This window comes from Microbulbifer agarilyticus S89 (assembly GCF_000220505.1).
Classification (GTDB): domain Bacteria; phylum Pseudomonadota; class Gammaproteobacteria; order Pseudomonadales; family Cellvibrionaceae; genus Microbulbifer; species Microbulbifer agarilyticus_B.
Genome location: NZ_AFPJ01000027.1, coordinates 1 through 21,266, shown reverse-complemented (window position 1 = coordinate 21,266; position 21,266 = coordinate 1). Strand labels below are relative to the sequence as shown.

The following is a 21,266-nucleotide window of genomic DNA, read 5'->3' as shown; positions in this document are numbered from 1 at the left end:
TTTACAGCAATTCTGTTTTTACTTTCCCACAACGCGCACAGCGGTACTCGGTAACCAGCTTGCCCTGTTTGACATCAAACTTGCGCTCGGTAACCACCTGCCACTTGTGGAAGCCATCGCGACACAGGCTACTACCCTTGTGCTTTTCCCAGGCAGTCTTGCGCTTGAACTGAATTACATCGCCCACCAATCTCTCCCATTGTAAGTCGCGGTAAGTCGCGTTTTGCCTTGCTACGCACAATGTTGTAGCTCGGATGATACGGCGCCTTGCGCTACCCGGTTAATGCAATCGTGATCCAGCGTTTTTGGCGCGCATGGCGCTTAGGCATGACGCTTAGCCATGCAGGATATACAACACGGACGGGTAACGGAATCCCGTCATACCTTTCTACCTTTCGCCCCCCACGCACCCCGGTAAAAATGCCAAACAATGGCAAAGCGCATCAATTTCTACCGATAGAGGCAATTGGCGAATATAAGTCCAATTTACCGCGCAAACCAATTTGACGGGGCTATAAGTCGCGCCTAATTTGAAGCGTATCACCCGATGTAAAAGCCATGGATGGGCGCCGCCGATGAGTCAATTTCTCGACCGTCTCACGTTCTTTCGTAAAAAAACAGAAAAATTTTCCGCCGGCCACGGCATCACCACCGAAGATCCGCGGGACTGGGAAGATGCTTATCGCAAGCGCTGGGCTGCCGACAAAATCGTGCGCTCTACCCACGGGGTAAACTGCACCGGTTCCTGCTCCTGGAAAATCTACGTAAAGGGCGGCATCGTTACCTGGGAAACCCAGCAGACGGACTATCCGCGCACCCGCCCCGACCTTCCCAACCATGAGCCGCGCGGTTGCCCACGTGGTGCCAGCTACAGCTGGTACCTTTATTCGGGTACCCGCGTGCGTTATCCACTGGTGCGCGGCAGGCTGGTGGAAGCCTGGCGCGCTGCGCGAGTCAGCAAGTCACCGGTAGAAGCCTGGCGCTCTATTGTTGAAGATGCCCCGACCCGCGCAAGCTGGGTATCGCGGCGCGGCCGCGGTGGCTTTGTGCGTATTGGCTGGGATGAAGTCGCGGAAATTGTGGCCGCGGCAAATGCCTACACCGTCGACAAGCATGGGCCGGACCGGGTAGTGGGCTTCTCTCCCATTCCCGCCATGTCCATGGTGTCCTACGCCGCCGGTGGCCGCTACCTCTCTCTGATTGGCGGCACCCTGCTCAGCTTCTATGACTGGTATTGCGACCTGCCGCCCTCCTCGCCACAAACCTGGGGCGAACAGACGGACGTACCGGAGAGTGCCGACTGGTATAACTCCAACTATCTGCTGGTGTGGGGATCCAACATTCCGCAGACGCGCTCGCCCGATGCGCACTTCTACAGCGAGGTGCGTTACAAGGGTACCAAGAGTGTTGTGGTGTCACCCGACTACAGCGAAGCATGCAAATTCGCCGACCTGTGGCTGCATCCCAAGCAGGGCACCGACGCGGCACTGGCACTGGCACTCGGGCACGTGGTGCTCACCGAATTTTACGTAAAACGCCAGGTGCCCTACTTCATCGATTATGCACGGCGCTATTCCGATCTCCCCTTCCTGGTCAAACTGGTTGAGAGGGACGGCAAGCTGGTACCTGACCGCTTGTTGCGTGCAGCAGACTTCACCGATGCACTTGGCGAGTCCAATAACCCGGACTGGAAGCCCGTCGCCTACGACGAAAACAGCGGCGATATTGTATGCCCGGCGGGATCCGTCGGCTTTCGTTGGGGCGAACAGGGTAAATGGAATCTGGAGGAAAAAGACGGCCAGGGGCGCGATACCAAATTGCGTTTGAGTCTCGAAGACATCGCAGAAAGCCGTGAGGCCGTCTCCTTTCCCTACTTTGGCAGCGACGCGCCGGAAACCTTCGTCGCGACCCATCATGATGATGTACTCGAGCGCCATGTACCGGTGACCACCCTGCAATTGAAGGATGGTAGCTGCCGCGTGGCCTCGACCTTTGACCTGTTCATGGCCAACTACGGTGTAGACCGGGGTTATGGCGGCGATAATGTCGCCGCCAGTTTTGATGACGATGTACCCTTCACCCCCGCCTGGGCGGAGACGGTGTGTGGGGTGAAACGCGATGCCATCATTCAGGTTGCCCGTGAGTTTGCCGGGAACGCCGAGCAGACAGAAGGCCGCTCCATGGTCATTGTTGGTGCCGGGCTGAACCACTGGTACCACATGGACATGAATTACCGCAGCATCATCGCGCTGCTGGTGATGTGTGGTTGCTGCGGCAAGTCTGGTGGTGGCTGGGCGCACTACGTGGGCCAGGAAAAGCTGCGCCCACAGACCGGCTGGCTGCCGGTCGCCTTCGGTCTCGACTGGACCCGCCCACCGCGACATATGAACGGTACCTCGTTCTTTTACGCCCATACCGACCAGTGGCGCTACGACTCCATGACAGTGTCCGACATCCTTTCTCCCACGGCGCCCGAGGGCGACTGGGATCATGCGATGATCGACTACAACGTGCGCGCAGAGCGTATGGGTTGGCTGCCATCCGCGCCGCAGTTGCAGCAAAATCCACTGCACGTTGCGAAATCGATCTTCGAGTCCGATCAGGACGCAGATCGGGTCGTTCCGGAAATGCTGAAGTCCGGTGCGCTGAAGTTTGCCTGTGAAGACCCGGACAACCCGGACAACTGGCCGCGCAATATGTTCTTCTGGCGCTCCAATGTACTGGGTGCCAGCGGCAAGGGCCACGAATACTTCCTCAAGCACTTTGTCGGCTCGCAGCATGGCGTGGTCGGCACCGAAGACAGCAACCCCATCAAGCGCCCGTCCGAAGTGGTATGGCACGATGAGGCGCCCCAGGGCAAGCTGGATTTGATGGTCAACATCGACTTCCGTATGTCGACCACCAGTCTTTACTGCGACATCGTATTGCCCACCGCCACCTGGTATGAAAAGCATGATCTGAACACCTCGGACATGCACCCGTTTATTCACCCACTCACCGCGGCCGTCGACCCGGTTTGGGAGTGCCGCAGTGACTGGGAAATTTTCAAAACCATCGCGAAAAAATTCTCTGAAGTATGTCCGGAGGTTCTCGGTGTCGAGAAAGACCTGGTGCTCACGCCGATTCAGCATGACGCGCCCGGCGAAATCGCCCAGCCATACGAACCAAAAGACTGGAAACGAGGCGAGTGCGAGCCAATACCCGGAAAAACCATGGCCTCGGTTGCCGTGGTCGAACGGGATTACCCGGCAACTTACCAGCGCTTTATTTCCCTCGGCCCCGCGCTTGAGGAAAAAGGCAATGGCGGTAAGGGACTCAACTGGAACACCGACACCGAAGTCAAAAATCTTGCCAGCCTGAACGGAACCCATCAACACGGAGACTGTGCCGGACGGCCCAAAATCGAAACCGACATTCAGGCCTGTGAAGCCATCCTGATGCTGGCGCCGGAGACCAATGGTGAGGTAGCAGTAAAAGCCTGGGAGGCACTGGGTAAAGCTACCGGGCGCGACCACGGTCATCTCGCAGAGGGCAAGGAAGAAGAAAAAATTCGCTTCCGCGATGTGGTATCGCAGCCACGCAAAATCATTTCCTCCCCGACCTGGTCAGGTATCGAGAGTGAACATGTTTCCTACACCTCGAACTGGACCAATGTGCACGAGCTCATTCCGTGGCGCACCATTACCGGCCGCCAGCATTTGTATCAGGATCACTTGTGGATGCGTGCATTTGGAGAGGGCTTTGTTACCTGGCGCCCACCCATCGATACCCGCTCCGTGAAACAGGTGCTCGGCACGATCCCCAACGGTAACCCTGAGATCCAGCTGAATATTCTCACCCCACACCAGAAGTGGGGTATCCATTCCACCTATACGGAAAACCTGATCCTGCTGAGCCTGAACCGCGGCGGCCCAGTGGTGTGGATTAGCGAAGTAGACGCGAAACAGGCGGGTATCGAAGACAACGACTGGATCGAAGCCTTCAATATCAATGGCGCCCTCACCGCCCGTGCGATCGTCTCGCAGCGGGTAATGGCTGGCACCGCCATCATGTACCACGCCCAGGAAAAAATCGTGAATACCGTCGGCTCGGAAATTACCAACCAGCGCGGCGGCATCCACAATTCTGTTACCCGTATCAATGTGAAGCCCACCCATATGATTGGCGGCTACAGCCAGCTCGCCTATGGGTTCAATTACTACGGTACCGTCGGTGCCAACCGCGATCAATTCGTCGTCGTTCGCAAGATGAACGAGGTTAACTGGTTCGACAAAGAAGTACATTCCTGACATAAGCCAGTCAGGGATTCGATGTATTAGCACCAACAGATCACTGGTGCACACAGGCAGTAATTTTTTCGGATTGACGCCGAAACAGCACAGGGAATTGTGATGAAAGTCCGCGCGCAGATCGGGATGGTGTTGAACCTCGACAAATGCATTGGTTGTCACACCTGTTCCATCACCTGTAAAAATGTATGGACCAGTCGGGAGGGCGTTGAATACGCCTGGTTTAACAATGTTGAGTCAAAGCCCGGCATTGGCTATCCCAAGGATTGGGAGAATCAGGAGCGCTGGAAAGGCGGCTGGATCCGCAAGAAAAATGGCAAGCTGCAACCCAAGGCTGGTTCCAAGTGGCGCATTCTAGCCAACATCTTTGCCAACCCGGACCTGCCAGAAATCGACGATTTTTATGAACCCTACACCTTCGAATACGAGTGGCTACAGAAAGCGCCCGAGCTGCAGGCGCAACCCTCGGCAAAGCCGCGCTCCATGGTTACCGGACAAGCACTCACCAAGATTGAATGGAGCGGCAACTGGGAAGACGACTTGAGTGGCGAATTCAGTAAACGCTCTGTCGACTACAACTTTTCCGGGATCGAAAAAGAAATCTACGGTCAGTTCGAACAGACCTTCCTTATGTACCTGCCAAGGCTGTGCGAGCATTGTCTCAATCCATCCTGTGTGGCCTCCTGCCCCTCCGGTGCCATCTACAAGCGTGAAGAAGACGGCATTGTGCTGATCGACCAGGATCAGTGCCGCGGCTGGCGGATGTGTGTCTCCGGTTGCCCCTACAAAAAGATCTACTACAACTGGTCGTCGGGTAAATCCGAAAAGTGCATCTTTTGTTATCCGCGTATTGAAGCCGGGATGCCTACCGTGTGCTCGGAAACCTGTGTCGGCAGGATTCGCTATCTGGGCGTTATGCTGTATGACGCCGACCGGATTGAAGAGGCTGCCTCGGTCGAAAATGAAAAAGACCTGTATGAAGCCCAGCGTGCGATATTCCTCGACCCCAATGATCCGGAAGTGCGCGCCCAGGCCCGTAAAGACGAAGTCCCGGAAGCCTGGCTAGAGGCCGCCAAACACTCTCCCGTTTACAAGATGGCTATGGAGTGGGACGTGGCTTTCCCACTGCATCCCGAATACCGGACGCTTCCGATGGTCTGGTACATCCCGCCGCTATCGCCGATCCAATCCGCCGCCGAAGCGGGCAAGATTTCCACCAACAATGGGATGCCGGATGTTAAGTCGCTGCGTATCCCGCTGCGTTACCTGGCCAATATGCTCACCGCGGGTGACGAAGCACCGATAGCCACGGCACTGGAACGCATGCTTGCCATGCGCGCCTATATGCGGGCGAAAAGTGTCGAGGGGGTTACCGACAATAAGATCGCGGAAGATGTTGGCCTCGACGCGCATACCATTGAGGAAATGTACCGTTACATGGCGCTGGCCGCCTATGAAGACCGCTATGTGATCCCGACCAATCATCGGGAGAAAAATGAAAATACCTATCACCTGCGTGGCAATGTCGGCTTTGCCTTCAACGAGCCGCACAACGGGCGCACCAAAAACAATGATGTATTTGGTGGGCCCAAGAAAATGCCGCGCAAACCCTTTACGGACTCGCCCTAATGAAACGCACACTACGCGCTCTGGCACTGCTACTGGATTACCCCAGTGAGTCGCTCAAGACACACATTGCAGAAGTACGCGAAGCACTGGAGACCGAAGGTTTTTTGCGGCCTGATTCACTGGCCGCACTGAAACGTCTGCTGGATAACTTTGAAGTATTACCGCTACTTGAATTGCAGATGAATTACTCAGAGTTATTTGATAATTCACGGGCACTTTCTCTACATTTTTTCGAGCATATCCACGGCGAAAGTCGTGATCGGGGTCAGGCAATGCTCGATCTTGGCGAAGAGTATGTGGAGCGGGGTTGTTATATCGAGCGGGATGAGCTGCCAGATTTTATTCCGATGTTTCTCGAGTTTACTTCGTGCCTCCCGGTCAGTGAAGCGCAGGACTGGCTGGCCCAGCCTGCCCATGTATTTGCCGCGTTGCTGGAGCGTCTCGAGGATAGGAAGTCCGAATACGCCGGCATCTTCTCTGCGCTGCTCACCCTCGCACAGGAAAAACCCGATCCAGACGCCGTGCGCGAACTGGTAGAGCGAAGCAAGGCATCAGAAGAGTCATCGATTGATGACGTCTGGGAAGAAGAGCAGGTGACCTTTATGGCTTCGCAGCCCACCAAGCCGGTCAACACGATTGTGGAACGCCTGAAGGCGGCCGGAAAATTAATCATGTCCTCCAGCGACACCTGAGACAGGCAGACGAGGAACATTCATGCACGACTTCATTAATTATCTGTTATTTGGCTGGTTCCCATACGTCGCTCTGACGATCATGATACTCGGCAGTATCATTCGCTTCGACAAGGGACAGTACGGTTGGCGATCGCAGTCGTCGCAGTTTCTACGTCGCAAGCAAATGATGTGGGGCTCCAACCTTTTCCACCTGGGTATCCTCGTGCTTTTGTTCGGCCACTTTGTTGGCTTGCTTACACCCATTGGCGTATTCGACGCACTGGGTATCAGCCACAGTTTCAAACAACTGATGGCGCTCACCGTTGGTGGCATCGCTGGTATCCTGGGGTTTATCGGCTGTACCCTGCTGCTGCACCGGCGCCTGTATTACCCACGTATTCGCAAGAGTTCATCCAAGGGCGATATTCTCGTGCTGTTCTTCCTGTGGTTGCAGCTGTTACTGGGGATCGCGACCATCTTCTGGACCATTGACCATATGGACGGCAGTGCCATGGTGCTGTTTATGGGCTGGGCCCAGGGCGTGGTTACATTTAATCCCGCGGCAGCAGACCTGATCATCGATGCCAACCTTATCTATAAGGTACATATCATCCTTGGCCTTATCCTGCTGGCCATCACGCCGTTTACACGCCTGGTACATGTATTCAGTGCCCCATTTGCCTACGTGTTGCGCCCGGGTTACCAGATTGTGCGCTCCAGGCGGCTCGCGCGCAGAACCCGGGTATCGCCCCCTAGTTCGGCACCGTCCTCCGTTCCTTCTAGAGAATCTTGAGCCAGAAATTCTTGAGCCAGAGAACCTTGAGGAGCTAACCATACTGTGAGTGACGAGAATTATGAGTAGCGACAACAAAGACAATGCCGTGCAGTATGTGGAAATCCCCCCAGTGGCGATCCCCACAGTGGATGTCACGGATGCACACCCAGAACCGCAAATGCCGTCTGCCTGTGAAACCGGCGGCTGTGGTTGTGCCACAGGTTCCAGCGAGCCTTTGCCCACATTTTCATTTGGTGAAGTCAAGGTCAATGGTGTGTCGATCAGCGAGGATGTCATCTCGCGGGAAATGCAGCATCACCGTGCAGAGAGCGCCGAAGCAGCCTGGCAGGCCGCCGCGCGGGCACTGGTGATCAAGACTCTGCTGCTGCAGGAAGCACATGCACGCAATATCCAGGCCCCGTCTGCAGACGAGAATGTGCAGGAGGCCGATGATCGCAGCGAAACCGATGAAGATGCGCGTGTGCGCACGCTGCTGGAGGAAGTTCTGACACCGGAACAGGTGCGCGAGGAGGAGTGTCGTCGCTACTACGATACGCAAACCCACCGCTTCCGCACCCCGGACCTGTTCGAGGCGGCGCATATCCTGATTGAACCGAATGAGGATAGTGAGTCTGCCTGGCAAGAAGCGGAACAATCAGCACGTAGCTTGATCGACCAGCTGGGGGATGACCCCCAGGCATTTTCTGAAGCGGCCGAACAATTCTCCGGCTGCCCTACCGCCCATCAGGGTGGGTCTCTCGGGCAAATTCGTCGCGGCGAACTGGAGCCAGCGCTGCACGATGTATTGGAAACCCTCGCCGAAGGTACCCTCTGTCGCGCGCCCGTGCGCAGCCGCTTCGGCTGGCACCTGATCCGGCTGCATCGAAAAATCCAGGGCCGGACCTTACCGTTCAATATGGCGCGAGAAAAGATTCACGACATGCTTGAAGCCCGCGCCTGGGTAAATTCGGCCTCTCACTATATTGCCGAACTGGCCCAGGGTGCCGATATCGAAGGTGTGGAAATTGATTCCGCACAGGACACCGATTCCAACGTGAGTACCGAACATGGATAAGCGTAAACCGCCAAAAGACTCCGACCTGAACCCGGACCTGGAAGCAACCACTGACGACACCTATGGGCCAGACCAACAGGGAAGGGACCCAATGGAAACCATCTCAACCACCGGCAAAGAGGGTCGACAGTGGCCCGTCGTATGGATTGTGGCGGCCATCATTTGCATATTGGTTTCGCTGTTTATTTTTATCGCATAAACGCAGTAGACATTACTCATTGTGTAAGCCTATTTATTAGGCAGGCTACCGCAGGGAACACTTACCATGGATGCGCCGTCTACTTTATCAAGGTCGGATCAGAATCGTGCGCTCGCACTGAGTACCATCGCCTTCACCGTGTGTTTTGCGGTATGGACGATTTTTTCGATCATCGGCATCGCCATCCAAGAAGAGCTGCAACTGAGTGAGTCCCAGTTAGGTATCCTCATCGCAACCCCGATCCTTACCGGGTCTCTTACCCGGCTCATCCTTGGCGTATGGACCGAACGTTTCGGTGGCCGCATCGTATTTTCGCTGCAGATGCTGCTCACCGCCATCGCCACCTGCCTGCTCGCCGTCGCCTCCAGCTATCCAATGTATTTGCTCGCCGCGCTGTTTATCGGCCTGGCCGGGGGCTCGTTTATCATCGGCGTAACCTATGTTTCCAGCTGGTTTGAAGCAGAGCGACAGGGAACCGCACTGGGAATTTTCGGCGCTGGTAACGTCGGTGCGGCGGTGACCAAGTTCTTGGCCCCTTTCATCTTGGTGGCCTTCGGCTGGCATGCGGTAGCCTACGTGTGGGCGGGCGCCCTTGCCTTGATGGCAGTGATTTTTTACATCTTCGCCAAGGATGAACCCCAGCTGGTGGCGCGCAGGGCCGCCGGCACCCAGCCAATTTCACTGTCGGAACAATTTGAGCCGCTTGAAGATATTCGGGTGTGGCGCTTTTCGCTGTATTACTTCTTTGTCTTTGGCGGCTTTGTTGCTCTGGCACTGTGGATGCCGCACTACCTGATCGACGTCTACAAGGTGGACCTGAAAACCGCAGGTATGTGCGCCGCGGCGTTTTCACTTTCGGCATCGCTGTTTCGCGCCTATGGCGGACACCTTTCCGATCGCTTTGGCGCGCGCTCGGTGATGTACTGGACTTTCGGGTTCTCCTTGTTCCTGCTGTTTATGCTGTCGTACCCGCCGACCCAGTACATCATCCAAACCAAGAATGGCCCGCTTACCTTCTCCACAGAAATGGGGCTCTGGCCGTTCGTGGTCACCTTGTTCATCCTAGGCTTCTTTATGAGTCTGGGTAAGGCGGCTGTGTTTAAGCATATACCGGTGTATTACCCAAACCACGTGGGCTCGGTCGGCGGACTGGTCGGCATGATTGGCGGGCTGGGTGGTTTTATCCTCCCTATAATTTTCGGTATGGCACTAGATCTTACCGGGATCTATACCAGTTGCTTCGCAATTCTTTTTGCCATCGTCGTGTTCTCACTGATCTGGATGCACCTGGCAATTCAGGCAGAAGATCAGCACAGTGAACACGAAACAGAGTTGCGCAAAGTAGTCGACAGTGAACCAGTTTCCGCAGTAGTCAGCGAGCAGAAGGCACAGGAACTGCTCAACAAAGGGGAAAGTAATATGAAGGAAACGGTGCTCAAGGAATGGCACCCGGACGATGAAGAGTTCTGGGAAACTAAGGGACGCGCCATCGCCCGCCGCAATCTGTGGATATCCATCCCCGCCCTGCTGCTGGCCTTTGCCGTGTGGATGGTTTGGTCCGTAGTCGTCGCCAAACTCCCCGCTATCGGGTTTGACTTCTCGTCCTCGCAACTGTTCTGGCTTGCCGCACTGCCCGGCCTCTCGGGCGCCACGCTGCGTATCTTTTATAGCTTTATGGTGCCTATCTTTGGCGGGCGGTTGTGGACAACCTTATCCACAGCATCGCTGTTACTACCCGCCATTGGTATGGGCTATGCCGTACAAAATCCGGAAACGCCATTCCTGATCTTCCTGATTCTCGCCCTCCTGTGCGGCTTTGGTGGTGGCAACTTTGCCTCCTCCATGGCCAATATTGCCTTCTTTTTCCCAGACAAGGAGAAAGGGAATGCGCTGGCACTGAACGCGGGACTGGGTAACCTCGGCGTGTCGCTCATGCAGTTCCTGGTGCCGATTGTCATCACGGTCGGGGTTTTCGGTGTTCTCGGGGGTGAGCCACAGTCCACCAGCGAAGGCACCAAGGTATGGATGCAAAATGCCGGGTTTATCTGGGTGCCGATGATTATCCTGTCGACCATCGCCGCGTGGGTGGGCATGAATGATATTGCCGACGCTCGCTCCAGCTTCAGTGACCAGGCGATTATCTTCAAGCGCAAGCACAATTGGCTTATGTGCATCCTGTACACTGGCACTTTCGGTAGCTTTATCGGTTATTCCGCGGGCTTCCCGCTACTGGCAAAGCTGGAGTTCCCCGATGTAAACACCCTGCAACTGGTGTTCCTTGGCCCCTTCGTCGGAGCGCTCAGTCGTGCCGGCACCGGTTGGCTTGCCGACAAGTACGGTGGTGCCCGGGTGACCTTCTGGACCTTTGCCCTGATGATTGTCGCCACGCTCGGGGTCATCTACTTCCTCAGCAACAATGAGATGGCGGGTGCTTTCTGGGGCTTCTTCGGCTGCTTCCTTGCACTGTTCTTCCTCACCGGTGTAGGCAATGCATCGACCTTCCAGATGATCCCGGTGATCATGGGCAAAGAGATCCCGCGGCTAATGCCGCAGCTAAAGGGTGAAGACCGCAACAAGCAGGTGGACCGCGAGAGCGCGGCAATCATTGCCTTTACCAGTGCCATCGCCGCCTATGGGGCCTTCTTCATCCCCAAGGCCTACGGTACATCCATCAATATGACCGGCGGCCCTATGGCCGCGCTCTGGGCGTTCCTGATCTTCTACGTGATCTGCCTTGTCCTGACCTGGTACTTCTACTCCTCGCGCCGCGGCATGCTGTACGACATTGAGCGCAGCAAACTCACATCCTAGGTAAGCCACTGGGGGCTCCCAGCCCCCACGCGTCCCTCAATCTCCCTGCGTATGATTTTGCTAGGCGCCAGTCATAATCGGTGCGAGAATCATCCGTTGCTGCCCTTCCCAGACCTCACGTGAGGTGCAACTCTGGCAGCGCACTTACGATCAGGACACTCCAAACATGCGAATCGCGATCCTTTCTCGCAACTCCCAGCTTTACTCCACCCGTCGCTTGAAAGAAGCCGGGGAAGCCCGTGGGCATCAGGTTGATATCATCGACACCCTGCATTGCTACATGGATATCACCCGTAGCAGACCCACGGTGCGCTACCAGGGTGAAGAGCTGCCCTACTACGACGCCGTGATCCCGCGGATTGGTGCCTCCATCACCTTTTACGGCACAGCGGTGGTGCGTCAGTTTGAAATGATGGGCACATTTTCTGTCAATGAGTCTGTGGCGATTAGCCGCTCGCGCGACAAACTGCGCTCGCTGCAGTTGCTATCACGCAAGGACATTGGCCTGCCGCGCACCGGGTTTGCCAACAAGCCCGGCGATATTCCCGACCTTATCAAGAATGTCGGTGGCGCCCCCCTAGTTGTTAAGTTACTCGAGGGCACACAGGGGATCGGTGTGGTATTGGCAGAGACCAACAAGTCCGCAGAGGCCATCATCGAGGCTTTTATGGGTTTGAAGGCCAACATCCTGGTCCAGGAATTTGTAAAGGAAGCGAAAGGAGCGGATATCCGCTGCTTTGTTGTGGGTGGCAAGGTTGTGGCAGCCATGAAGCGTCAGGGCGCCGAGGGCGAGTTCCGCTCCAATTTGCATAGAGGAGGCTCCGCAACACTGGTGCGTTTGAGCAAAGAAGAGCGGGCAACAGCCGTCAATGCCGCCAAGGCCATGGGCTTGAATGTCTGCGGGGTAGATATCCTGCAGTCCAATAATGGTCCGGTGGTGATGGAAGTGAATTCCTCGCCGGGCCTTGAAGGTATTGAAAAAGCCACCGACAAAGATGTTGCCGCGATGATTTTCGATTTCATCGAGCAGTCGGCCAAGCCAAATAGTACGCGTACTAAGGGCAAGGGCTAGGACACGCGTATGGAAATGGAAAATCTCGAAATTGGCGGTTACCAAATCGCACCGGGGGAGACCAGAAGTATCGAGCTTGCTGCGGCAAAACTGTATACCGATACGGAAATCTGTATCCCCGTGCATGTGATGCGCGGAAAGAAGCCCGGACCGAACCTGTTCGTATCGGCAGCAGTTCATGGCGATGAACTCAATGGCATTGAGATTATTCGCCGTCTGATACAACTGAAGACATTAAAGGTAACGGCGGGCTCGCTGATCCTGGTCCCCATGGTTAATGTGTATGGTGTATTGAACCAGAGCCGCTACATGCCCGACCGTCGCGACCTGAATAGGAGCTTTCCCGGATCTCCCCGCGGCTCCCTGGCGGGGCGCGTGGCCAACCTGTTTCTTGAGGAAATCGTCAGTCATTGTGAGTACGGGATTGATTTGCATACCGGTGCCGTGCACCGCTCCAATTTACCGCAAATTCGTGCCGATCTGAGTGATGCTGAAACCAAGGAGCTCGCAGAGGTATTTAATGTTCCCGTGATCCTGAATTCTGACCTGCGCGACGGATCACTACGCGAAGCATCCATTGATCTGGATACACGTATCTTGCTGTACGAAGCTGGGGAAGCGTTGCGGTTTAACGAACTCTCTATTCGTGCAGGCGTCAAAGGCGTACTCAACGTTCTCCAGCACCTGGGAATGGTAAAGCGCAAGCAAGGCCGCAAGAAGTCGATTACCCCGTTTACCGCTAATACCAGCAGCTGGGTAAGGGCCAATTCCAGCGGTATTGTCCATGACCTGAAACACCTAGGTGATCAGGTCTCCAAGGGCACTCCACTGGCAGAGATCGGTAGCCCCTTTGGAGAAGTGATGGATACGGTCGTGGCACATAAGCCGGGCATCATTATCGGCAAGCAGAACATCCCACTGGTACAGGAAGGGGATGCGATGTTCCATATCGCGTTTTTCTCGGAGTCGGATTCTGAGGTAGCGGAAACGATTGATGCCATGCATGAAAGCTTGGCACCAGACCACCAACCAGGAAGCCCATAAATCGCCATCGGGGAATCATGACCTGCTAATACTTTCGTGTTGATTTACAAGCCTGCCGAACAACACGAAAGTAAGGCAGTGGACAGCTTTACGGCATGCTTACCATTTTGAACACAGACTTTGCACTCGGCCCACATTCACTACTAACGTAAGATTAATGACTGGAAGCAAGCTTCTCTTGCAAAGCCATCAACGTGCCAGAGACAACAAATGTCATATGGATAATAACACGCCACATAACAAGGCTCTGATCACTGTCTTCGGTCATGGTCAAGAACACTTTCAATAACTCTATTGATGATATAGCAACGATAGAGCCAATTACTTTAATCTTTAGGCCTGCAAACCCAACCTTACCCATCCAACCTGGGCGATCACCGTCATCTTCCACTTCAATCTTTGAAACAAAGCTTTCATAGCCGCTAAATACGATTATAAAAATTAAGCTGGCAATTAGAGAAATATCGATCAGCGTTAAAATATGTAGAATTACTTCTGATCCGCTCAGCTCATTAATATGTAGAACAATATGTATTATTTCTTTTATAAACTTCAACAACAACACAGAAACCGCGGCGATCAATCCAACAAAGAACGGCACTAAAAGCCAACGGCTGGCAAATAAGTTACGTTCAAATACCTCTTCAAAATTTTTCATTCTCATACCTAATGCTTAATCATTTGTCGACTCTAAAACACAAGCAGACAAAAACAATCTATCGCCGCAATCAGACGCGGGTTATTCTATGTGATTTTCACACAAAAATGGGAGCCTAGCGAACTCCGCAAAAGTTACACGGACAATCTGTTCCGCGGAGGGCCACAGTCTCGGAGAAAATTGCCCGGCGTTGTTACATGCTGCGCTTTGGCCTGATAGATATATCTGTAACTTTAAGGTCATTTCCAGTCCCGCTTACTGAAACAAAAAAACTCAAAAAAGCGCGTGTATATCTGGTATCGACTCTATAGATATAGAGCCTATCCGACGGACCAAATCCTATTTGGCGAGACTTGTGAAATTCAATCAATTTGGTCTTTTCAATCTCCTCAAAACTACCCTGTTTTTCTCCCCAAGAAATTAGCGTTTCTCGCTTTGCATCGGTCAGTGTTAACCAGCCATTGGCTCTCGAATATTTTGAGAGCGATTCAGCATTTATCTGTTCAAATTCCATCACTGAATTATGTGCCAGCTTCTCAGACAACCTTCTTGGGTCAAAAACAGAAATGTAGGCTACTAGACAAATACCTAAACTAGCCATGAAAAATACAATACTTTTTGAGGAAACAGCTTTCATACTTGACAACATGTAACACCCGCAGCAGGGGCAACCAACGTTGTGCACATTTCGTGCGAGGTTGGGAGCACAGCGACCCGAACAAAACGTGCATGGCGATGGGCTTCCCGCGGAGGCCCAAAGGGCCGCAGTATACTGCCTGCGGTTGTTAAGGCTCACTGTGCACATGGTGGCCGATAGATCTCTACATAGTTGGGTGGAATTTCGACGTTCTCTGGGACATATGGAAATAGATCTCGGAACTCAACATCCCGATTTTGCAAGCTAGGGGCAAAGAAGTAACTCCATTTTTCCCCAGAACCTTCCTGAATCGCGACTATATATGAGACGCTCATCCAGCGACAGCTACTAACCTCTAATTTTAACTGGCGGGGAACAATCACCAATTTTTTGCCCCCCGCCTCAAATATTTTCTGCATTCTACCAATGCGAAATTCAACGACATTAAGACCTATTTCATTGAGCCTTAAGTATGAATTAGAAAGTTCATTTTCATAATTCGACTTACTCCCAAAAACCTCATAATTTGATGAGTGAGAAAGAGACAGCAACTTATTAATATCACCACTTTCTCGGGCTTCATTCAGGTCTATGATGTCTCTAAGGATAATTTTTTTGTCTTGAACTGGTATGCCAGACATGGGCGTAGCACACGCACAAAGCAAGGAAAAAATCGAGATAATAGTTATTTTGCATCCATGCATTCCTATTACTCCTATGCCTTCACGCCGCTGACAGGGGCAGCTTAACTTTGCGCGGTTTGCGCGAAAATGGGAGCGCAGCGACCGAGCAAAGCGCACATAGGGTGAAACGTCGCGCAGAGGCCCAAAGGGCCGTGGCATTCCTGCCTGTGATTGTTAAACAAGGACCAGCGCTCTGTTGTCAATTAAACCTTTCCATACTCTGCCTACGTTTACCATACTTTAAGAAGAGAAACACGGGCCAAGTTACCGCGAGAGCAGGAATCCTCATAATAACTGATGGTTTTGCACCAACCCTTGTGCACTGCTCCGGATTTGGGTTTTTGTACGTTCCGGGTTTAAGCACCTTTGACCAATCTGACCCCAGGTCATGCTCACACTCAAATATTTTTAGTTCTTTTGTATATTCTTGAACACTAATGAAAACACCAATGACCAAGTAAATCGCTAAAAAATATTTGAGGAATATTTTCAACATGAGCCAACCGTCAACTTAAAATACAAAATCTTTCCGATAATACTTATTACAAAACTCAGATATTGAAAGCCCACGGCAGGGACGGCCTACCTTATACGCGCTTTCTCGCAAAAATGGGAGCAAAGCGACCGCACAAAACGAGCATAAGGCAAGCCGTCTCGCAGAGAACCGAAGGGCCAGAGTTTCACTACCCATGATCGTAAGACTTTGATTCTAGCGTGGGCTCAGCAACAAAGCAGCTCCTACATAGGTAAATCATGTGAGCCAATGCTAATAGTTGAATCAAATACTGCCAGCTCGCCTCAGATGTCCAACTGAAAACAGCCAGTAGGATGAGACCACAAACTGAGAAAAATAGCGCGACTCCAGGTTTTAGTATTCGCTTACCGTTTGAGGCCGCGTAATAGGTAAGAGAACAAACAGCAACCGTACAGCCCACTATAAAAAACCCAGTCAAAAACCAAACCATACCAAACCAACCAAAAACCACGCTCGCAAATACGCCCAGCAAGCCGATAGCCACTGACGGTAGCAGCGGCAAGAAAACAAGCACCTCTAAGAGGACGATAATTCTCACGACGGTTTTCATTTACTTGAGCCTATTGCTGCAATAATCGGTAGCCGGAGCACAGAGTAGGCTATCAGACGCACGCTTTTCATGCGCGAAGTTCATTACCTTGTTAGAGCCTCTCTCGTACAGGACTCAATTAAGTCAGGATTATATGCTTCAGCCTGTTTGGTCCAGCTGATTGCGTATTGAATTGCCAGATTTTTCGTTCTGCTCTCTGTGGTCATATTCGCCCAATTGATTTTTCCATCCACGATTTCTCTTTGTCGAAGGTACTCCTCACAAACGTATTCTTCAAAAATTTCATCTGTGGTTATATTTGGCTTTCTTTTGGCTTCTGAAAGTAAATCTGCAATAGCAACCATTGTCATCCCGCGCTCAGTAAGCATGGAACTATATTCGTTTGTTTTATGAACATAGGAAAATGGGAAGTACGCAACCAATACTCCTAGGGCAACACCAATAATGAATACAATTCCCAATTTCTTCATTTTTCTCCAATGCCAGGCTTTGGGGCGGACTTGTAACCGCGAAGCAGCAGAAGGGCCGCCCCAGCCCCGCAGGGTCGATAACAGCCATTTGTTATAGGGCTCTACATCTCTGATCGAATAGGAGGCTGATTGACAGACCTAGCCAGAGCACATTGCCCATTTCTACAGCTAGGCGCCACAAACTCACATATTAAGAATCCAGTATTGCAACTTAGCTGATCTGCCATATCAAGAAGAGAAGAAAACTTATCCTCCATTTCTTGGGCTTTATCTGCCGGAATAGACGAACATGCTTGCCCTACGATTCTGCAGTCGCTTGAGGTTTCGCAGAAACCGCCCGAACGAACCTTTCGTAAGCTTTTAACCTCTTCCTCAATTAGCTGGCAATCAAATTCAGCCTCAACTACCGGTGTGAATTTCAACCGTGACTGGTCTCGATCTGATCCTGAAGGCACAGCCATTAACGTAAAAATACCGAAGAGGGCCAATACAAGAATCGCAGCAAATACTCCAGCTTTTATAAGCTGAGGATTCATCGTTTACCCCCTATACTGCCGCCAGCAGGGGCAGCTTACCTTGGACGCGTTTTGCGCGAAAATCGGAGCGCAGCGGTTGCGCAAAAAGTGCACAAAGTAAGCCGTCGGTCTGCCGCACCTTGTTAGGATGTCGTAGACGCCCATTTGATTGATCCGTGCTCTCTTTGACTATCAAATGACTGATTCCCGATTTGGCCGAATAACTGCAATGATGGTTCTAATATTGACTTCTGGTCAGTGAAAAGCTCGGAGTTGCAGGCAATGTACCAAAGCTGAAAGAACTGAACTGCATGCGATTTTATGCCGCCGAGTTCCCCATTATTTAGGGTCGCGAAGAATACGATATGAGTGAAATCTACAGGGTTAAATTCCAAGATGGCGCCTGAGTCTTTGTCCGCATGCTTAAGGAAGTTCTGAGTTTTCCGTGTAATTGCATAGTATTCCTTGGGGGAAAGGCCGTTGTCTTCTTGTGCCACGGCATCCCAGGACTTCCCAGGGCACTTTAAGTTGACCAAGTCGGACAGCAACATTGAGGAAGCCCCGGCTAGAGTATGGCAAGCAATAATATCTTCTCCAGTGAAGAAACCTTGAATTGCCGAGTCAAGCTGCCTCAATGCAGCTGAATGCTTATCTATTTGCACGATGGAGGTACCCTAACGCCGCCGGCAGGGGCAGCTTACTTTGTGCGCGTTTTGCGCGAAAATGGGAGCGCAGCGACCTGTGAAAAAGGTGCACAAGGTAAGCTGTCCCGCGGAGGGCCGCAGGCTCGAAAAAAATTGCCCGGCCTTGTTAAGCGTCTTAATTGCTGCGCCGCCAACTGATCCATAGGACCACAAAGATAACCACCCCTAAACATGACGTGATAACAAATAAGCTATCTGATGTTTTCGCAGAGAGCCCAATAATTGGTGATACGACTACTGCACACACAGAAAAATACAATGCCAAGAGACCAAGCCGCCAAGCTTTATTAAATAATGAAACTAAAGCTAATGGTGCAGATACTGCAGAAATTAATACAGCTGGGGCAAACATAGCCGCGCCAAAATAGTAAGCGACCAGTGAAAGCAAGACAGCCAAAGCTCCAATCGAGATTTTTACACTTTTCTGTATGGTCATTTTGCCAGACTCAATTGACGCTCCGCCGTGGGATCGACAGTTAAGCGTAGCTCCAAGGCTTTTCCAACAGCCAGCTCGAGTGATTGTTTCGGCTTGTTACCTATCATTGTAATTTCTATCCGCCTCCTCACGCATTTTCCGTTCACCATAATTTTTTGCCGCCATAACAAATATTAACGGTGTGCCAAATAGTGCCATTTTAGGTATTACCCAAGGCCCCTTACCATCGATTTGGACCTGGCATTTTTCTGGATCCGGGTTTCTACCATTCGCCATCCAAACAGTAATATAGCCGTGCGGCTCTGAAGGTGCATTGCAGACATAAGTTCTAGATTGGTCCGTGTACTGCTTCACACCTAGAAAAAGCCCGGGGAAAACATATAGAGTCACCAAAAATATGACAACATAACGTTTGAGATGGAGAACTTTTTTCATTATTCACTTAACGCCCACAGCAGGGGCGGCTTACCTTGTGCGCGTTTTGCGCGAAAATGGGAGCGAAGCAACCCGCGCAAAATGTGCACAAGGTAAGCCGTCCCGCGGAGGGCCGTAGGCCCGTAGCATACTGCCTGTGCTTGTTATGAGTCCCAGTCCCTGACAGATGGCACTGCATACCTACGACTATCTAAAGCGCGATCTTTTGGGCAAAAATAGTCTATGAAAACATACAGAGTGTTTTTGCTTGAGTTGGAAATAAAGCTGAGTAGCTGAGGAGGCTCCGACATTTTCGGCAACTCTGAAATATGACCATAAGGAGTCTTATCACCTTCAGACAATACGAAGCTTCCACTTCTAGCGGCTACGCAGCCTGAGCTTAAACTCTCTGGACCAGAAAAGGTTATCAATGTTGAAAGCTCCTCTTCTTCTATCTTCACTTGGAATCCAAGCTGCTCAGCCAACTTTGGCGTGAGCTCCACCACTTGAATGGGCGGGCTCGCACTTGAGATTAGGGGCAGAAAGAACAGTGGGATAAGCCTCTTAGTTTTTTTCATTGATGACTCATAACGCCGCCAGCAGGGGCAGCTTACCTTGTGCGCATTTTGCGCGAAAATGGGAGCAGAGCGACCTGCGCAAAAAGTGCACAAGGTAAGCTGTCCCGCGGAGGGCCGAAGGCCCGGAGCATCTTGCCTGGCTTTGTTAATGTTGATCTGCAAGGTCTTCGCGCCAGCCCTGTCCAAGGTACTGCGTGTTGCGATTGAAGCTACACCAACCGAGAACCGGGCTCTCATTTTCCTTAAGGAAAAGCAGCCATTCCTGCCCACCTTTAAGCTGTGGATCACATGACGTTAAGCCCTGCTCCACATTTTCTAGTAATTTCGGTTTAGATCCTTTAATTACTTCTATCACTTCCCATTCAAATGTTGATTCACCAATAGGCTTCAAGTTTGCTAAAACAACAATATTTGAAGACTGATACTGTTCTGACAGGGTCGGAATTTCGCTACAACCACACGCCAACGCATTACTTCCGATAGCCGCAACAACAAGTGCTAGTAATAATCTCATGTAGCTCATGACCATTAACGCCGCGCTCAGGGGCGGCTTACTTTGTGCGCTTAATTGCGCGAAAATGGAAGCGAAGCGACCGCGCAACAAAGCGCACAAAGTAAGGCGTCGCCTTGCAGCGCTTTGTTAGGTGGTCTTTGCACCTTAGTCATGCACCACTCCTTGTATCGTGCTCGCTGGCAACTTAGCCAGATTAGATTTAAAACCAAAGCCATAAGAGTAACCGCCAACTTGAAAGCACAAATCTCTTGGATAGGACTCTAGATTGTACCTACCATAAAATACTGCGCCTTTTCTTTCTGGGCGACCATAGATCTCTATATCTTGTGAAATTGATAGCGGTACAACGGCGTAATATAGATTTTTTCCAGAACGTTCCTTCTGTGACACGGACATAAATTTAATTTTTTCTAGATCAATAGTTTGGGTATATAAACTAGCCTCTTCTGCATAGAGTCCGCTGCCAAATATAGGTGTGGATTTCTGTTCACAGAACCACCTATTTACACTTAACGGGTATCCTCGCCCTTGGGCATATTGAATAAGATCAGTGTCCGTCGACAATCCAACAACTAAAAATTTATCGATTAGCCACGATTCATGAAATGGCTTCTCAACAATTTTATCTAAGCTTTCTCGTGAAACTATTCCAACTTCAGAAACTATCACGTCCCGAGGCATATTAGATACGCAAGCAGACAAAAGAAGGCTTACTGCTGAAGTAAAAAATGCTTTATTCCATCTTTTCAATATCGCACTTCTCCATCACCTAACGCCGCTAGCAGGGGCAGCCGGAGCGCAGCGTAGGCTGTCCAGCCCGGGGCCCCGCAGGGGCCTTGGGCGATCTTGCCTAGCCTGGTTATTGCGGCCGCACTCTGAACTAGCTACCAGCACTATGCCAGCCACGAATTGGCTGGCCACTGCCTAAAATTTACGAGGAAAGAATACCGCACTTTCCCCAACTATTTTCCACCTTACTGGCACCCCAAAAGATAACTCCGGAC

Annotated in this window: 21 protein-coding genes; 9 read left to right on the top strand and 12 right to left on the bottom strand. The window is 51.9% G+C overall.

The genetic code is table 11. The annotated features are described in order from the left end of the window. Position 1: 1 nt before the first annotated feature. On the bottom strand, positions 2 to 187 hold the full coding sequence (locus AS89_RS0107665; RefSeq protein ID WP_010131914.1) for a hypothetical protein: 186 nt from the start codon (positions 185 to 187) through the stop codon (positions 2 to 4). 388 nt (positions 188 to 575) lie between these two features. Between AS89_RS0107665 and AS89_RS0107660 the strand changes: the two genes are divergently transcribed. From AS89_RS0107660 to AS89_RS0107620, 9 genes are all read left to right on the top strand, one after another. After that, a complete protein-coding gene (locus AS89_RS0107660) occupies positions 576 to 4,289 on the top strand; it encodes a nitrate reductase subunit alpha (protein ID WP_010131913.1) in 3,714 nt (1,237 codons plus the stop codon). Between the two features lie 102 nt (positions 4,290 to 4,391). Next, positions 4,392 to 5,918 (top strand): nitrate reductase subunit beta, encoded by a 1,527-nt coding sequence (narH, locus tag AS89_RS0107655; RefSeq protein ID WP_010131912.1) that lies wholly within the window; start codon positions 4,392 to 4,394, stop codon positions 5,916 to 5,918. Beyond that, positions 5,918 to 6,610 (top strand): nitrate reductase molybdenum cofactor assembly chaperone, encoded by a 693-nt coding sequence (narJ, locus tag AS89_RS17150; protein WP_010131911.1) that lies wholly within the window; start codon positions 5,918 to 5,920, stop codon positions 6,608 to 6,610. Before narH ends, narJ begins: the two co-directional genes overlap by 1 nt. A 22-nt stretch (positions 6,611 to 6,632) precedes the next feature. Next, positions 6,633 to 7,385, top strand: a complete 753-nt coding sequence (gene narI / locus AS89_RS0107645; RefSeq protein ID WP_010131910.1) for a respiratory nitrate reductase subunit gamma — start codon at positions 6,633 to 6,635, stop codon at positions 7,383 to 7,385. Positions 7,386 to 7,446: 61 nt separating this feature from the next. Beyond that, positions 7,447 to 8,442, top strand: coding sequence for a peptidylprolyl isomerase (locus tag AS89_RS17145; RefSeq protein WP_010131909.1), 996 nt, complete (start codon positions 7,447 to 7,449; stop codon positions 8,440 to 8,442). Continuing rightward, complete coding sequence (locus AS89_RS0107635; protein WP_010131908.1) at positions 8,435 to 8,641, top strand: hypothetical protein; 207 nt, start codon at positions 8,435 to 8,437, stop codon at positions 8,639 to 8,641. The genes AS89_RS17145 and AS89_RS0107635 overlap by 8 nt, the downstream gene beginning before the upstream one ends. Positions 8,642 to 8,707: 66 nt before the next feature. Beyond that, positions 8,708 to 11,452, top strand: coding sequence for a nitrate/nitrite transporter (locus AS89_RS0107630; protein ID WP_010131906.1), 2,745 nt, complete (start codon positions 8,708 to 8,710; stop codon positions 11,450 to 11,452). A 166-nt stretch (positions 11,453 to 11,618) separates the two neighbouring features. Then, complete coding sequence (rimK, locus tag AS89_RS0107625; RefSeq protein WP_010131905.1) at positions 11,619 to 12,524, top strand: 30S ribosomal protein S6--L-glutamate ligase; 906 nt, start codon at positions 11,619 to 11,621, stop codon at positions 12,522 to 12,524. 15 nt (positions 12,525 to 12,539) lie between these two features. Beyond that, on the top strand, positions 12,540 to 13,568 hold the full coding sequence (locus AS89_RS0107620) for a succinylglutamate desuccinylase/aspartoacylase family protein (protein WP_029249875.1): 1,029 nt from the start codon (positions 12,540 to 12,542) through the stop codon (positions 13,566 to 13,568). A gap of 154 nt (positions 13,569 to 13,722) precedes the next feature. Here AS89_RS0107620 and AS89_RS0107615 read toward each other — a convergent pair whose 3' ends face one another. The 11 genes from AS89_RS0107615 to AS89_RS18635 all read right to left on the bottom strand — a co-directional run bounded on the left by AS89_RS0107615 (position 13,723) and on the right by AS89_RS18635 (position 21,012). Further along, positions 13,723 to 14,226, bottom strand: a complete 504-nt coding sequence (locus AS89_RS0107615; protein WP_029249874.1) for a TIGR00645 family protein — start codon at positions 14,224 to 14,226, stop codon at positions 13,723 to 13,725. A 193-nt stretch (positions 14,227 to 14,419) separates the two neighbouring features. Continuing rightward, entirely contained in the window at positions 14,420 to 14,863 is a 444-nt protein-coding gene (locus tag AS89_RS0107610; RefSeq protein ID WP_138976380.1) for a hypothetical protein, read from the bottom strand. A gap of 155 nt (positions 14,864 to 15,018) precedes the next feature. Beyond that, entirely contained in the window at positions 15,019 to 15,567 is a 549-nt protein-coding gene (locus AS89_RS0107605) for a hypothetical protein (protein WP_010131901.1), read from the bottom strand. Between the two features lie 1,147 nt (positions 15,568 to 16,714). Beyond that, positions 16,715 to 17,101 carry a hypothetical protein gene (locus AS89_RS0107590; protein ID WP_010131898.1) on the bottom strand — a complete coding sequence of 129 codons (387 nt, stop codon included), beginning with the start codon at positions 17,099 to 17,101 and terminating at the stop codon, positions 16,715 to 16,717. A gap of 101 nt (positions 17,102 to 17,202) precedes the next feature. After that, the gene (locus AS89_RS18655) at positions 17,203 to 17,637 is read right to left on the bottom strand and encodes a hypothetical protein (RefSeq protein ID WP_138976379.1); all 435 of its coding nucleotides are present in this window, start codon (positions 17,635 to 17,637) and stop codon (positions 17,203 to 17,205) included. Positions 17,638 to 17,759: 122 nt separating this feature from the next. Further along, a complete protein-coding gene (locus AS89_RS0107585) occupies positions 17,760 to 18,278 on the bottom strand; it encodes a hypothetical protein (RefSeq protein ID WP_010131897.1) in 519 nt (172 codons plus the stop codon). Between the two features lie 157 nt (positions 18,279 to 18,435). Next, positions 18,436 to 18,756 carry a hypothetical protein gene (locus tag AS89_RS18650; RefSeq protein WP_138976378.1) on the bottom strand — a complete coding sequence of 107 codons (321 nt, stop codon included), beginning with the start codon at positions 18,754 to 18,756 and terminating at the stop codon, positions 18,436 to 18,438. A gap of 96 nt (positions 18,757 to 18,852) precedes the next feature. After that, positions 18,853 to 19,191, bottom strand: coding sequence for a hypothetical protein (locus tag AS89_RS17140; RefSeq protein ID WP_010131896.1), 339 nt, complete (start codon positions 19,189 to 19,191; stop codon positions 18,853 to 18,855). A gap of 143 nt (positions 19,192 to 19,334) precedes the next feature. Next, on the bottom strand, positions 19,335 to 19,748 hold the full coding sequence (locus AS89_RS18645) for a hypothetical protein (protein WP_138976377.1): 414 nt from the start codon (positions 19,746 to 19,748) through the stop codon (positions 19,335 to 19,337). A 145-nt stretch (positions 19,749 to 19,893) separates the two neighbouring features. Beyond that, positions 19,894 to 20,271 carry a hypothetical protein gene (locus AS89_RS18640; RefSeq protein ID WP_138976376.1) on the bottom strand — a complete coding sequence of 126 codons (378 nt, stop codon included), beginning with the start codon at positions 20,269 to 20,271 and terminating at the stop codon, positions 19,894 to 19,896. 135 nt (positions 20,272 to 20,406) lie between these two features. After that, complete coding sequence (locus AS89_RS18635; RefSeq protein ID WP_138976375.1) at positions 20,407 to 21,012, bottom strand: hypothetical protein; 606 nt, start codon at positions 21,010 to 21,012, stop codon at positions 20,407 to 20,409. Between the last annotated feature and the right edge of the window lie 254 nt (positions 21,013 to 21,266).

Bases quoted from the DNA above. Each gene is read 5' to 3' on its own strand.
- narH (WP_010131912.1), top strand. From the start codon at position 4,392: ATGAAAGTCCGCGCGCAGATCGGGATGGTGTTGAACCTCGACAAATGC.
- AS89_RS17145 (WP_010131909.1), top strand. From the start codon at position 7,447: ATGAGTAGCGACAACAAAGACAATGCCGTGCAGTATGTGGAAATCCCC.
- AS89_RS0107590 (WP_010131898.1), bottom strand. From the start codon at position 17,101: ATGAAGAAATTGGGAATTGTATTCATTATTGGTGTTGCCCTAGGAGTA.
- AS89_RS0107620 (WP_029249875.1), top strand. From the start codon at position 12,540: ATGGAAAATCTCGAAATTGGCGGTTACCAAATCGCACCGGGGGAGACC.
- AS89_RS0107660 (WP_010131913.1), top strand. From the start codon at position 576: ATGAGTCAATTTCTCGACCGTCTCACGTTCTTTCGTAAAAAAACAGAA.
- AS89_RS18645 (WP_138976377.1), bottom strand. From the start codon at position 19,748: ATGAAAAAAACTAAGAGGCTTATCCCACTGTTCTTTCTGCCCCTAATC.
- AS89_RS17140 (WP_010131896.1), bottom strand. From the start codon at position 19,191: ATGAAAAAAGTTCTCCATCTCAAACGTTATGTTGTCATATTTTTGGTG.
- AS89_RS0107630 (WP_010131906.1), top strand. From the start codon at position 8,708: ATGGATGCGCCGTCTACTTTATCAAGGTCGGATCAGAATCGTGCGCTC.
- AS89_RS18640 (WP_138976376.1), bottom strand. From the start codon at position 20,271: ATGAGCTACATGAGATTATTACTAGCACTTGTTGTTGCGGCTATCGGA.
- AS89_RS0107605 (WP_010131901.1), bottom strand. From the start codon at position 15,567: ATGCATGGATGCAAAATAACTATTATCTCGATTTTTTCCTTGCTTTGT.
- AS89_RS0107635 (WP_010131908.1), top strand. From the start codon at position 8,435: ATGGATAAGCGTAAACCGCCAAAAGACTCCGACCTGAACCCGGACCTG.
- AS89_RS18655 (WP_138976379.1), bottom strand. From the start codon at position 17,637: ATGAATCCTCAGCTTATAAAAGCTGGAGTATTTGCTGCGATTCTTGTA.
- AS89_RS18650 (WP_138976378.1), bottom strand. From the start codon at position 18,756: ATGACCATACAGAAAAGTGTAAAAATCTCGATTGGAGCTTTGGCTGTC.
- narJ (WP_010131911.1), top strand. From the start codon at position 5,918: ATGAAACGCACACTACGCGCTCTGGCACTGCTACTGGATTACCCCAGT.
- rimK (WP_010131905.1), top strand. From the start codon at position 11,619: ATGCGAATCGCGATCCTTTCTCGCAACTCCCAGCTTTACTCCACCCGT.
- narI (WP_010131910.1), top strand. From the start codon at position 6,633: ATGCACGACTTCATTAATTATCTGTTATTTGGCTGGTTCCCATACGTC.
- AS89_RS0107610 (WP_138976380.1), bottom strand. From the start codon at position 14,863: ATGAAAGCTGTTTCCTCAAAAAGTATTGTATTTTTCATGGCTAGTTTA.
- AS89_RS0107615 (WP_029249874.1), bottom strand. From the start codon at position 14,226: ATGAAAAATTTTGAAGAGGTATTTGAACGTAACTTATTTGCCAGCCGT.